The 13,338-nt window shown below is 42.4% G+C and carries 13 protein-coding genes; 4 read left to right on the top strand and 9 right to left on the bottom strand.

What is annotated here, in order from left to right:
- Nucleotide 1 precedes the first annotated feature (1 nt).
- From F612_RS0111235 to F612_RS0111195, 9 genes are all read right to left on the bottom strand, one after another.
- Entirely contained in the window at nt 2-229 is a 228-nt protein-coding gene (locus F612_RS0111235) for a hypothetical protein (RefSeq protein ID WP_019557873.1), read from the bottom strand.
- A gap of 6 nt (nt 230-235) precedes the next feature.
- Entirely contained in the window at nt 236-2,146 is a 1,911-nt protein-coding gene (locus F612_RS12690) for a putative bifunctional diguanylate cyclase/phosphodiesterase (protein ID WP_019557872.1), read from the bottom strand.
- Between the two features lie 27 nt (nt 2,147-2,173).
- Nucleotides 2,174-2,992, bottom strand: a complete 819-nt coding sequence (locus F612_RS0111225) for a substrate-binding domain-containing protein (RefSeq protein WP_019557871.1) — start codon at nt 2,990-2,992, stop codon at nt 2,174-2,176.
- A 277-nt stretch (nt 2,993-3,269) separates the two neighbouring features.
- Complete coding sequence (gene mnmE / locus F612_RS0111220; RefSeq protein WP_019557870.1) at nt 3,270-4,631, bottom strand: tRNA uridine-5-carboxymethylaminomethyl(34) synthesis GTPase MnmE; 1,362 nt, start codon at nt 4,629-4,631, stop codon at nt 3,270-3,272.
- Nucleotides 4,632-4,716: 85 nt separating this feature from the next.
- The gene (locus F612_RS0111215) at nt 4,717-5,043 is read right to left on the bottom strand and encodes a hypothetical protein (RefSeq protein ID WP_019557869.1); all 327 of its coding nucleotides are present in this window, start codon (nt 5,041-5,043) and stop codon (nt 4,717-4,719) included.
- Nucleotides 5,044-5,054: 11 nt separating this feature from the next.
- Nucleotides 5,055-6,776 carry a membrane protein insertase YidC gene (gene yidC / locus F612_RS0111210; protein WP_019557868.1) on the bottom strand — a complete coding sequence of 574 codons (1,722 nt, stop codon included), beginning with the start codon at nt 6,774-6,776 and terminating at the stop codon, nt 5,055-5,057.
- A gap of 198 nt (nt 6,777-6,974) precedes the next feature.
- Nucleotides 6,975-7,403 carry a ribonuclease P protein component gene (gene rnpA / locus F612_RS12685; RefSeq protein WP_019557867.1) on the bottom strand — a complete coding sequence of 143 codons (429 nt, stop codon included), beginning with the start codon at nt 7,401-7,403 and terminating at the stop codon, nt 6,975-6,977.
- Nucleotides 7,404-7,460: 57 nt separating this feature from the next.
- Entirely contained in the window at nt 7,461-7,613 is a 153-nt protein-coding gene (gene rpmH, locus F612_RS0111200; RefSeq protein WP_019557866.1) for a 50S ribosomal protein L34, read from the bottom strand.
- Between the two features lie 364 nt (nt 7,614-7,977).
- Nucleotides 7,978-8,412, bottom strand: coding sequence for a YqaA family protein (locus F612_RS0111195; RefSeq protein WP_019557865.1), 435 nt, complete (start codon nt 8,410-8,412; stop codon nt 7,978-7,980).
- A gap of 157 nt (nt 8,413-8,569) precedes the next feature.
- Between F612_RS0111195 and F612_RS0111190 the strand changes: the two genes are divergently transcribed.
- The 4 genes from F612_RS0111190 to F612_RS0111175 all read left to right on the top strand — a co-directional run bounded on the left by F612_RS0111190 (nt 8,570) and on the right by F612_RS0111175 (nt 13,332).
- On the top strand, nt 8,570-9,376 hold the full coding sequence (locus tag F612_RS0111190) for a sulfite exporter TauE/SafE family protein (RefSeq protein ID WP_019557864.1): 807 nt from the start codon (nt 8,570-8,572) through the stop codon (nt 9,374-9,376).
- A gap of 308 nt (nt 9,377-9,684) precedes the next feature.
- Nucleotides 9,685-11,070 carry a chromosomal replication initiator protein DnaA gene (dnaA, locus tag F612_RS0111185; RefSeq protein WP_019557863.1) on the top strand — a complete coding sequence of 462 codons (1,386 nt, stop codon included), beginning with the start codon at nt 9,685-9,687 and terminating at the stop codon, nt 11,068-11,070.
- Nucleotides 11,071-11,120: 50 nt separating this feature from the next.
- A complete protein-coding gene (dnaN, locus tag F612_RS0111180) occupies nt 11,121-12,230 on the top strand; it encodes a DNA polymerase III subunit beta (RefSeq protein ID WP_019557862.1) in 1,110 nt (369 codons plus the stop codon).
- A gap of 208 nt (nt 12,231-12,438) precedes the next feature.
- On the top strand, nt 12,439-13,332 hold the full coding sequence (locus F612_RS0111175) for a cation diffusion facilitator family transporter (RefSeq protein ID WP_019557861.1): 894 nt from the start codon (nt 12,439-12,441) through the stop codon (nt 13,330-13,332).
- Nucleotides 13,333-13,338: the final 6 nt, after the last annotated feature.

Here is a 13,338-nt window from a genome sequence, read left to right as displayed (position 1 = left end):
TTCAATAAGCTTGAAGTATATAAGCAAGTTCTAAAATATCAAACTCTTTAGCGACGATTAAAGGTTTTGAAGCGAACCAGGCCTGGTCACTTTTATTTGAGAGATAGAAATCCAGACAAGCTGATTGACACTTATTTGAACTATGTTTAGCTAAAGAATCATGAAGAGGTTTTGGGAAGTCCATCAATAGGTTCAACTCTTGACAGAATTCATTTTGTTGTAAAGCCACACTGAATCAGGGTGATGGGTTCTCTTGTAGATCAAATTGTTGGAGCCAATCAAATATTGAATCACCCTTCATAGGCCTGCAGATATAATAACCCTGTCCATATTCACACCCTAGCGCTTGTAACAAGGTGATTACCTCAGCGACCTCAATCCCTTCCGCAACCACTTCCATTCCTAAACTATGCGCAAGATTAATGGTAGATTCGACAATGATTTTATCATCTGGTTCCGTCAGCATATTCATCGTAAACGAACGATCAATCTTCACTTGATCCACTGCAAGACGTTTCAAATAAGAGAGAGAAGAATAGCCTGTGCCAAAATCATCAATTGCAATTTTAATCCCTAAATCACTTAACCCCTGAATGACCAGGCGTGACTGCTCTGGGTCTTGCATCATCATCGTTTCTGTAATTTCTAACGTTAAAAATTCAGGGGCAATATCATATTCTGTTAATTTTTGTATCAACCCTGTAGAGAGGGTTGCATCTTGTAAATTTTTAGCGGAAATATTTACCGCCATTGACATCGATTCACTGTAAGTGCCGTGCCACTCTTTGAGTTGTTTTAATGCCGTCTCTATTAACCAAGTTGTCAAAGAGTTAATTAAGTTACTCTGTTCTGCCATCGGAATAAATACATCCGGCGCGATCATGCCAAACTCTGGATGTTGCCAACGCGCTAACGCCTCCATTGAGACTATTTTATGGGTTTTTAGACATAATTTTGGCTGGTAATGTAAAGTCAACTGCTGGTTTTCTAACGCAAAACGTAAGTCGGACACTAATCTGAGACGATCAGGGGTACTGACATCAAATTTTTGTTCATAGATTGACCAACTTAAGCCATGCGTCTTCGCATGGTACATAGCGATATCTGCATGCCGAACCAACTTTTCTCGGGTTGAGCCGTGCTTAGGATAACAAGACACCCCAACACTAGCATCAACCGACAAATGAAAGCCCTCAAGGTTGAAATGGAATTTCAACGCACTAAAAATACGTTCGAGCTGATCATTCAAACACCCTGCATCACAACGTCGGGTTAAGATGGCATACTCATCCCCTCCTAGCCGGGCAATTAATTCGGCTTCCGGCAAGACTTCGGTTAAACGATTTGCTAACTCGATAAGCACCAAATCCCCCAACTGATGTCCAAGTGAATCATTGATCTCTTTAAAGCGATCCAAATCAAGCAACATAACGCAAAAACGCTGTGCTTTAGAGCGTTGGTCATAATGCAATAACGCCCTCACCTTCTGATTAAACAACTTACGATTAGGCAACTTTGTAAGTGAGTCATGCAGCGATTGATACTCCATTTGTTCACTAATAAGTTGCTGTGCATTTAATGCAAGTTTTTTGGCTTCGACCTCTTCTCTGAGCAATTTGCGTGAATCGGACAGTTGCAGCATGGCCTTTTCTAAGTGTGCAAACGGTAACATACGTAACACATAATAAAGAGCACTGGCCGCGATTAACGCCACTAATGCCACCAAGAGTGTTTGCATAATGAGCGGGACCAAATCAAAGGAGATGGATAATGTGCCGACGGCATTGATACCATCGCTTAATTCAGCACTGACACTGTATAACCATGAATGACTCTGGATGACCGTTGTTTGGAGCACTTCTGCACCCGAACTATCTTGAACCTGATAATAGAGGGGGGTTGAATGGTATGCAGTATGATTTAAAATGTATTCGATATTATGGCTTCTATACTGCCAAGATTCAGGTGCAGTATAAATCAACTCAGAGAGTCGACTCGAAAGTGACTCCACCATATAAGTTAACCATTCAACTTTTTGATTAAAGGCTGTAATAAAATAGATAGCGGGAATGACAAACAATATAACCGCCGATACGGAATAGGCGGTCAGCGACGTAATTCTTTTTAAACGCAGGATCTCTTGCAATGTATTTACCTTAATTTCATGCCTCGTTTATTGTACCGATAAATGCCCAGTTTCCAATAAAATTCTCTGGGCAGTATCTGATTTCATGAACTCTATAAAGTGTTTTACATGCTCAGATGGATTAGTAGAAAAGACGAAATAAAGCGATTTTTTGAATTTATAACGTCCACTTTTCAAATTCTCCACACTGGGTTCAATGCCCTCAATCATCAACGGCATCAAATTCCTCTTTTCAGCTTTGATCAAACTTAAGCTGCTGGTTGTTACAGCACCAGACATGCGTTCCGCATAATCAGCGGCTTCTTGATCGGTAAAAGCAATAATTTTACCCTTTCTTTGATAGGCTTTTTGCAGCACGTTGGCGAAACCCTCTATGGAGTTTTTCAAAACTTTAATATCAGAATCACTAGAGGGTCGCAGTACAATTCGAGCCGCTCGGCCGTCCGGCCAGTAAGGAGATGAAGCATCGTAAATATTTTTCAGATTGATGAGCGAAACATTTTGCCTTGCATAATCAGGCGTAGCGACAAATATGAAAGGGGTGTAAGCATATAATTTGGATTGAATATTAGGTCGCTTTTCTTTGGGCTTTAAGTCTCGTGAGGTCAGAGCGATATCTAACCTAGAGGCGCCTAAGGCCTTAATGCCACCACTACTCCCCAAGGAAGGGAATATTTTTACCGTCACATCTGGGTAGCGTTTCGAAAAGGCCAGACCAATCTGTTGCATGGTGCCTAAATCCGTTCCTGAGCCTCCCATATAAAAATCTGTCGCGGCTTTCGCAGGCAACCATATAAGACATAAAGTAAAACCAAGCGCTTTTATACCCAATTTTTTTTTATTCACCAAAGTAATCCCAAAACATAAAATCTAGCATAGACACCAGAATACCCTACATAATCGTAGAGTCAATATGCATTAATAACGGCTTATAATTATGAGTAATACCTATTTAATTAGCACAACTTTGCATCAAAAATTAAGTTAGAATCCATCTCAAAACTGAGCGCATAACCCTTTTTAACTAAGCTGCTTAACAGCTAGTGCTTTATTAGAAGTTATCTGAGGATTGGGGTCTTCGATTTATGCAATAAGCGACCAGGCCTGGTCGCTTGGGATAAGATTATTTACCAATGCAAAAAGAGGTAAAGATACGGCCTAATAAGTCATCTGAAGTGAAACGACCTGTGATTTCAGATAAGGCTTGCTGCGCCAAGCGTAAATCTTCCGCCAGCAATTCACCTGCCGCAAAACCTTCTAGCTGTTGCTGACCATTTAAGGTCCAAGACAAGGCTAACTCTAATGCATCCAAATGGCGTTTACGTGCCATAAAGACTCCTTCGCCCGTTTGCTTATAGCCCATCTCGGTTTTGAGGTGGTTTCTTAATAACTCAAGACCTAATGCCTGTTTAGCCGACATCCACACGACGGTACGTTGAGTTTCTGACTCAATCTCCACCATCGGTGCATGATTGATTAAATCAATTTTATTGCGAATCAAGGTGACGGGGATATGGGCGGGTAGTCTATCGAGGATAATTTGGTCTTCAGCATGAATTGCTTCACCCGCTTGCAGCATCACCAATACGCGATCAGCACTGTCTAAAGCTTGCCAAGCGCGTTCAATACCGATTTGTTCGACTTGATCGGTCGCTTCGCGCACACCCGCGGTATCTAAGATATGTAATGGCATGCCGTCAATATTAATTTCTTCTTTGACAATGTCACGTGTGGTACCGGCAATATCGGTGACAATCGCACTCTCTCTACCTGACAACGCATTCAGTAAACTGGATTTACCCGCATTGGGACGTCCTAAAATCACCACCGACATACCTTCACGTAGTAAAGCACCCTGTTTGGCCGAAGCAAAAACAGAGTGCAATCTATCTAAAATGCCCTGTAGATCGCTTGCGACTTTTCCGTCCGAGAGGAAATCGATCTCTTCTTCCGGAAAATCAATGGCCGCTTCGACATAGATACGCAACCGAATAGTGGCCTCGACCAAGGCATTAACCTCACGTGAAAACTCTCCCTGTAACGAACGTAAGGCAGAACGTGCGGCTTGTTCCGATGAAGAGTCGATAAGATCTGCTATGGCCTCGGCTTGCGCTAAATCAAGTTTGTCGTTCATAAAGGCTTGTTTGGAAAATTCACCCGGCTCGGCTAACCGTGCGCCGAGCTCAACCACGCGATCCAATAACCATTGCAAAACGACGGAGCCACCGTGCGCTTGTAGCTCTAAGACATCCTCACCGGTAAAAGAGTGGGGGTTAGGGAAATATAAAGCGATGCCTTTGTCTAATACCTCACCTTCTTTACCCAGAAAATCACCATAAACGGCATAACGTGGTTTGGGCAGTTGTCCTAAGACGGCTTCGGTTATCTCCACTACTTTTTTGCCCGAGACCCTTACAATGCCAACCCCTCCTCTACCTGGGGCGGTGGCAATGGCTGCAATGGTATCTATATTGTCGTATTCCATTTTGAGTCTCGCTTAAGAAAGAATGAATGCAAAGGTATAAACAAAAAACGCCCATTAAAGGGCGTTTTTCAAAAGGTGATTTGGGTTAGACCACGGTTTTATAAGTGGTGGTTTTCAAATCGGTGATAAACGCTTTCTGTCCATAAAGTTCAAGGGTTCTATCCAGAGTCTTCTTGGACGTAAAGCTCATCTCTTCAGCTTCACCATTGACTTTAAAAGACAAGATATAAAGTGGTTTAGTGACCACCTCAGCCTTGGCTGCGATTAAAGCGGCACCAGGTGATGCCGCCTCTAAAGGAATATAGCCGTCTTTAGTTTTATAGCAGATTGGCTTCATCCCATCTGCTACCAAAAACTCTACTTTACCGAACATTGGGTGATCTTGCCCTAATTTTTGATAAGTTAACTGCATGCTATTATTCCTTACGCTTTACTTTTTTCAGGTGTATCATCGCCCGCTTCAATCTTCTTCGTGATATACCACTGCTGAGCAACGGATAGCATATTGTTGACGACCCAGTATAGAACCAATCCGGCAGGGAACCATAAGAAGAAGATGGTGAAAATAAACGGTAATAATTTCATCACTTTTTGCTGCATAGGGTCCATCATCGCTGAAGGGTTTAGCTTCTGCTGAATGAACATGGTAATCCCCATAATCACCGGTAAGATGAAATATGGATCTTGTGCAGATAGATCATCTATCCAGAGCATAAATGGCGCTTGGCGCATCTCCACTGAGTATAACAAGACCCAATAAAGTGAGATAAAGACCGGCATCTGAATGAAGATGGGCAAACAGCCACCCAGCGGATTAATCTTCTCCTCTTTATACAGTTTCATCATCTTCTGTTGGAAGAGCACTTTATCGTCACCATAGTTCTCTTTTAGTTGCTTCAGCTTAGGCTGAAACTTCTTCAAGCGTGCCATAGAACGGTAGCCCGCTTCTGATAACTTATAGAACAATAATTTTATCAAAACGGTTAACAGGATAATGGCCAGACCCCAGTTACCCACCACGCTGTGAATATGTTCAAGCAACCAGAAAAGCGGCTCTGCAATAATGGTTAAGATACCGTAATCGATGGTACGCTCAAGGCCCGGCGCAATATCAGACAAAAGATCTTGCTTCAAAGGGCCCATATAGATACTTGAGCTTAATAGACCTGATTGACCTGGCGCGACCTCAACCATAGGCTCCACCACGCCAACCGCATATCGACCTTCGGTTAAGGGTTTTGCATAATAGCTGTTCTGTGCATTTTGACTTGGAATCAATGCCGTTAAAAAGTACTGCTGGATCATGGCCGCCCAGCCACCCGTTACGGCTTTACCCGAAATCGCTTGGGTATCTAAATCCGTAAACTTATGCTTAACGTATTTATCCTCTGCATTACCATCATAAAGTACAGGCCCCGTGTAGGTGTACATCATGAAGTTATCATCAGGATTAAACGCATTGCGTACTAACTGAGAGTAAAGACTTCCTGACCAGGCCTTGTCCGTTGTGTTTTCAACTTTATAATTTACAGCAACCAGATACTTACCCTTTGTAAAGGTATAAGATTTGGTCACTGTGATACCATCTTGTGACCAAGTTAGCGGCACCGTCAAGGTATCTCCAGTCATTTTATAGTATGACTGAGATGACTGATAAACCGTCTTATGGGTGGGTGCGGGTAAAGCGGCATCTGCTTGGGTGGCAATCCCGTTTTGAGCCATATAGATCAAAGGCCCAGAGTCACTCATTAACTGATAAGGCTGAGAATGATCTGCTGACGCACCGTATTGCAATAAGTTCGCCACACGAATATCACCACCGACCGTGTCAATAACCAGATCCAATGTATCGGTTTTCACCGTAATACGTTGACCTTGAGAGATATCGTTTTGCAATATCGGCACCGCGCTATGACTGACGCTACCGGCATTTGCACCTGGCACATCTGCGGCACCGGTGTTTGCATTAGCCGCTGCCGAAACAGCTGCGCTCGCAGCTGTCGTACTATTTGCAACAGGCACCTCATGTACAGCACTGGCTGCCGCAGTGGACTCTACTTTAAGCGCAGTAAACTGTGTCCATTCAAGCCACATCCACGTTAGCGTAAACGCCAGCGCTAACCACCAAAACGATCTCATATTCATTGTGAAAACCTTTTAAAGCTATCTGAGACCATTGCACGAAATCATAAACGGATAAAAATGGCTAAAATATCACTGCTTTTCGTTGAAAAACTTGTCAATAGCTAGCTATTAACTTCATTTCCCCCCTTAATCAGTAAAATTTTATCTAATTTTTCTCACGTCCCTGACTCGTACAAAGGTCTCTATTCTTCAAACTAATTAAGCGCGATCTTTCAGATCACTCTTTTGAATTTTTCGTATCAGGTGTAAAAAACTCTTATGCAATGTCTCATTATCGATATCTTGCAGACCTTTTCGCCCTAAAACGACAATATCATACCCATTTAACTCTTTCTTATGTAAACGAAATGCTTCACGAGCCAGTCTTTTTACACGATTTCGCCATACGGCTCTCTGTAATTGCTTTTTTGCAATGGCTAAACCCAATCTTGGATAAGATTCGTTATTCGGACGAACAATAAAGGTCCAATTGCGATTGCCAAACTTTTCAGCTTTTGCAAATACGTGTTGAAAGTCTTTAGGAGCGAGAATACGAAGGGATTTCGAAAAACCAAGGTCTGGCTTTTGGAGAGCAAGAGAAGAAGAGGGGGATTCTGAGTGAGTTGATAACTCGTTATTGGAATTCATTAACTCACCAGAATTTTGGAATCAAGCATACTAGACAGCACGCTTAAAACTATAAAGTTAACCGACGATCTGGTCGCTGACTGTTAGGTTTTTACGACCTTTAGCACGACGTGCAGCTAAAATATTACGGCCGTTTTTTGTCGCCATACGAGCACGGAAACCGTGAGTACGAGCACGTTTAATAACGCTAGGTTGGAATGTACGTTTCATTTCAATGTTCCTTAAAAAATTCTATTCCGACATCCGGAAAAACGGGGATTATATAGAGTTATCAATAAGAAAACAACAATTCTGCGAAATTAAATTCTACGGAAAACTAAAACAGTAACGCCTTTCCACGACATAACATACTTTATTCAAACGATAACTTGTGCTGTCGACAACCTTATCTACTACAAATAGTATTTCAGGGTAATGAATCATTTCATTCTAGCCTTGTTATCAGCTTTAAATTGATGGCATTATGGTGACAACCTAATAATGATAAATGAAAACTTTTTACTTATGCAAGAGAATAAGCAGAATAACCTGGCCGGATCATCCTGCTTTTGACGTCTCAAAAATCAACCGATACTTACCCTAAAGTCACATAGGTTACGACCATATAACGACCTAACTTACCGATGGTCACCAATACAAAAAACACGAACAGATTGATTCGTAGCGCTCCAGCAATCAGTGTCAAAGGATCACCAATCACGGGCACCCAAGCAAAGAGCAAACTCCAAACACCATATTTTTTAAAGCGGTGTTTAGAGGATTTGAACTTCTCCTCTGACACTTTCAAGAGTTTGCGCACCACAAAAACACTGCCCCAAAAGCCAATGGCGTAATTCACAAAAGAACCGAGAACATTACCGACTGTCGCAACGGCCACCAATAGGTTTGGATTTAAGCCATTGACTAATAATAGCGTCAAAACCAGCTCGGAACTCAACGGTAAAATCGTGGCCGCTAAAAATGCCGATAAAAACAAGCCAATGTAACCTAACTCTGTAAAATATTCCATGGAAGCCACTTTAAGGCTTTTTGCAGCTCATTCATAGCCCACCTTACCCGCTTTAGCGAAAGCGTTAACTGTCATCTTTTCAGCTCCCATTAAAAACCGTAATGAAATATAATGTGGTCTAAAATACTGACACTTTATTTATAGGCCTCTAATACACATGACTGAACTCAGTTTTCTTTATGAATTTTTGACCTATCTTATTACAGGTGCCGTGGTCGGGGTTGCAGCCGGATTGCTCGGGATTGGTGGGGGACTGTTAATTGTGCCCGTACTTTCGACGGTGTTTTTGATTTTCTTAGACATCCAAGAAGTGGTTCACCTGGCAATTGGAACCTCTTTGGCGACCATATTAGTCACCTCCTACGCCTCAGTTAAAGCACACCACCAACATGCAGCCGTGCGTTGGGACATCTTTAAACTGTTGACCGGTGGCGTATTAATCGGTGCATTTGTTGGGGGGTGGAGTTCACAATTCATAGCATCAAATTGGTTAGCGAAGCTGTTTGGAATATTAGAGTTACTGATTGCGATTAATATGCTTTTGGCCCTTAAACCCAATCCACATCGACAGTTACCAGGCCTGGTCGGAAATACCAGTGCAGGTGTCATCATTGGCTGGTTCTCTTCATTAGTCGGCATTGGTGGCGGGACATTAACCACACCTTACTTGCAATGGAATAACATCAGTATGCATCAAGCCATCGCCACCTCCGCAGCGGTGAGTTTGCCCGTTGCTTTGGCGGGAACGATTGGTTTCCTCATCGCTGGCTTGGATGCGAGTAACTTACCTCGCTATGCAACCGGTTATATTTATTGGCCCGCGTTTTTTGGTATTGTCTTAGCCAGTTACTTTACGGCTCCTATTGGCGCACGCTGGGCACATCAACTGCCAGTCAAAACCCTTAAACGTTTTTTTGGCGTTTTCTTGATATTATTAGCCATAAAAATGCTATTTTTTATCTAACAATCCACAACCGCAAAATATTTAATGTTAACAATAACTTAGATAAAGGATAAAAGCAGTTATCCACACGTTTTATCCACACAGTTATCCACAGGCGACCCTCTTGTTTTAAAGTTATTCACAGGTATACTTGGCCTTATCAAACGAACCCGTACCAAGATAAAGCCATCATTGACGTTCTCCCTGAGACCTTACATTGACTCATGTGGAAGCAGCTCTCTATACGCGAAAATAAAATTGTAAAGGTAAACAAGTTTCTCTAACGACTTTCAAATTACCCAACTTTGCTACTTTTAAGGATATCTAATTTGTCAACACTCTGGGCCCAAAGTCTCAAGCATCTGGAAAATGATCTTAACGATCAGCAATTCTATACTTGGATCCTTCCTCTTCAAGCCATAGAAGAAGAAGCCGTTATTCGTCTATTAGCACCCTCCACTTTTATTCTGGACTGGGTGAATAAAAAACTGATGGGCAATATACGCCTAGCAGTCTCGATGGCGGCGCCAACCAATACGCCAGAAGTACGTTTAGAGATCGGAGACTACACCCGAGAAGCATTAGTAGAGCCAGAGCCAACCATTCCACAACCTTTGCAAGCCAGTCATAACAGAATAAAATCACCTGACAATCGCACCATTAAAGCCGCTGACAACACAAAAAAATCAGGCATCAAACACAACTTAAACACAAGTTTTACCTTTGACACCTTTGTGGAAGGTAAAGCCAACCAACTCGCGGCCGCGGCCGCACGTCAAGTTGCTGAAAATCCAGGCGGTAGTTACAATCCTTTCTTTATCTATGGGGGCGTGGGTTTAGGTAAAACACATTTAATGCATGCCATCGGTAATCAGTTAATGAAAGACAATCCGGACGCACGAGTGGTCTATTTGCATTCTGAGCGTTTTGTAGCCGATATGGTCAATGCCTTACGCCATAATAAAATTGATGAATTCAAACGTTTTTACCGCTCTTTAGATGCTTTATTAATTGATGATATCCAGTTCTTTGCGAATAAAGAGCAGTCCCAAGAAGAATTTTTTCATACGTTTAACACCTTGCTCGAAGGTAATAAGCAGGTCATTCTGACCAGTGATCGTTTTCCAAAAGAGGTGGACGGTCTAGAAGATCGTTTAAAGTCTCGTTTTGGCTGGGGATTGACGATTGGCGTTGAACCCCCTGAATTTGAAATGCGGGTCGCGATTTTGCTTAAAAAAGCCTCTGAATTTGGTGTCGCCTTACCCGATGAAGTGGCCTTTTTCATCGCTAAACGTTTACGTGGCAATGTACGTGACTTAGAGGGTGCGCTGAAGCGTGTCGGTGCTTATGCACAATTCACTCAGCAACTACTAACCGTTGAAGTCGTTAAAGATGCCTTAAAAGATTTGTTGGCATTGCAACAAAAAATGGTTACTTTAGATAATATTCAAAAAACGGTTGCCGACTATTACAAATTACGGGTTGCTGACCTTTTATCTAAAAGACGCACCCGTAACATTGCCCGACCAAGACAAATGGCGATGGGCATTGCAAAAGAACTGACCAACCACAGCTTGCCTGAAATTGGCGATGCTTTTGGAGGTCGTGATCATACAACCGTATTACACGCTGTACGAAAAATTAAAGAATTACGTGAAACGGATCACCATATTGATGATGACTTTAACAGCCTAATTCGTATCATTACCAATTAATTTACTTTACTCAAAATCCATTAAATTTAGAGATTAAAAAGGCGCTTGGCATGAAAATCACTTTAACCCGTGAAAACCTTTTAAAAGTACTACAAACTGTCGGTGGTGTCGTTGAAAAACGTCAAACCATGCCGATTTTAGGCAATATTTTATTTCAAGTCTCTGAAAACACTCTCACGGTGACCGCTTCCGATTTAGAGATCGAGACACGCGCTCAGACCGAGCTAGAATCTTCAGAACAGGGTCAATTCGCCATTACTTTACCGGCGATGAAATTAATTAATATTGTGCGTTCATTGCCAGACGGACTCACTATTGTGCTCGACTTTGATGGTTCACGCTGTACGCTGTCTGCCGGGCGTTCTCGCTTTAAATTATCAACCTTACCGGCTGACGATTTCCCGACCATCGATTTAACCCAATCTGATATCTCATTTTCATTATCGCAACATCAGCTAAAGCAGTTAATTCAACACTCTGCTTTTGCGATGGCGAGCCAAGATGTACGTTTCTATTTGAACGGCATGTTGTTCGATATCAGCAACCAGACATTGCGAGTGGTTGCCACTGACGGTCACCGTCTATCAACCTGTTCAACGGAGTTAGCGATTGAAGGCCTTGAACCGACTCAAGCTATTTTGCCAAGAAAAGGGGTGTTAGAGCTATCGAAACTGATGGGCGATGCAGATACCTTAATTGAGTTCTCTTTGGCGAAAAATTACCTGACCGTTCAGTTAGAAGAGACTGTTTTTACCTGTAAGTTAGTCGATGGCCGCTTCCCGGATTATCGTCGTGTTATTCCGACGAGTAACGACCAATTTATCCAAACTGATAAAGAGATGCTGCGCAGCTTGTTACAGCGTGCCTCAATTTTATCAAATGATAAATTCAAAGGTATTCGTCTGGTATTAAGCAATAATCTATTAGCGGTCAATGCCTCTAACAGTGAGCAAGATGAATCGCATGAAGACATGGCGATAGATTACAGCGGCTCCGCAATGGAAATCGGTTTTAACGTCAATTACATTATCGATGTGCTGAACTCGATGAATGAAGATTGCGTGACTCTCATCTTGAAAGACGCCAATAGCAGTTGCCTGATTGAAGCACAAACCGATGTGTGTCACTGTCAACACGTTATTATGCCAATGCGCCTCTAGATACGGATTATTTTGCCCATAGGGCAGGCCATTTCTGCGTTAGAAACGCTCGTGTACGATTTGTACATTCACTTTTTCTGCCTTGAACTGACCCACCCTATGAACAAACTAATCTCGTTCTAGTTTTTTCTTTCTGTTCAATATTTTTTATACTTTCTTGCCTTGCTACTTTAGGCCTTTCTCTTGACTCTACTTAGCCTGTTTTCTTATGAATAAAGCCAAACTTGTTCGCTTAGCCACCTATGCTTCGGTGTTTATCGCAACGACATTGTTTATCTTAAAAGTGATTGCCTGGTGGCAGACTGGCTCGCTAAGTATTTTGGCCTCGTTACTCGACTCTTTTGTTGATATTATCGCTTCGGTCATGATTGCGATTGCCGTGCAAATCGCGCAGACTCCTGCTGATACTGAACATCGTTTTGGACACGGTAAAGCCGAGCCTCTAGCGGCCTTAGCGCAGAGTGTATTTATCGTAGGTTCAGCAGGTTATTTAGTCCTTTATGCCCTCGACAGAATGCTGCACCCACAAGCGACTTTGGAGGTTGAAACGGGCTTAATCATTATGAGTTTTTCACTGTTGATGACACTGGGACTCATCGCATTTCAATACTATGTGATTAGGCACACTAATTCGACCGCTATTCGAGCTGACTCCCTCCATTATGTTTCTGATCTGTTGGCAAATATCCTGGTTATTTTGGGGTTATGGTTAAGTCACATTCAATGGCTTGATCCTTTACTGGCACTTGCGATTGCCCTATGGATATTTCGCAGTGCTGTACTCATTGCCAAAGAGGCCGCGAATCAACTGTTAGACCGTGAGCTACCTGATGAAATGCGTTTACAAATTCAGGCGATTATTTTGGAAACCCCCAATGTTAGAGGCTTTAACGATTTGCGTACTTACCAATCAGGGCCGAACCGTTTTATCCAGTTTGATTTAGAACTCGATGACGAACTGACTTTAGCAGAAAGCCATGAAATTACTGAACAAGTCACCTTGGCGCTTAAAGCCAGTTTTGAGCATATTGATGTGATGATCCATCAAGAACCGATTAGTTTAAAACATGTCGAAGCCCACCATACTTGGGGCCGTAGCTAAGGTCCT

The organism is Thiomicrorhabdus arctica DSM 13458 (genome assembly GCF_000381085.1).
GTDB lineage: Bacteria > Pseudomonadota > Gammaproteobacteria > Thiomicrospirales > Thiomicrospiraceae > Thiomicrorhabdus > Thiomicrorhabdus arctica.
This window is presented reverse-complemented; position numbering and strand designations above follow the sequence as displayed.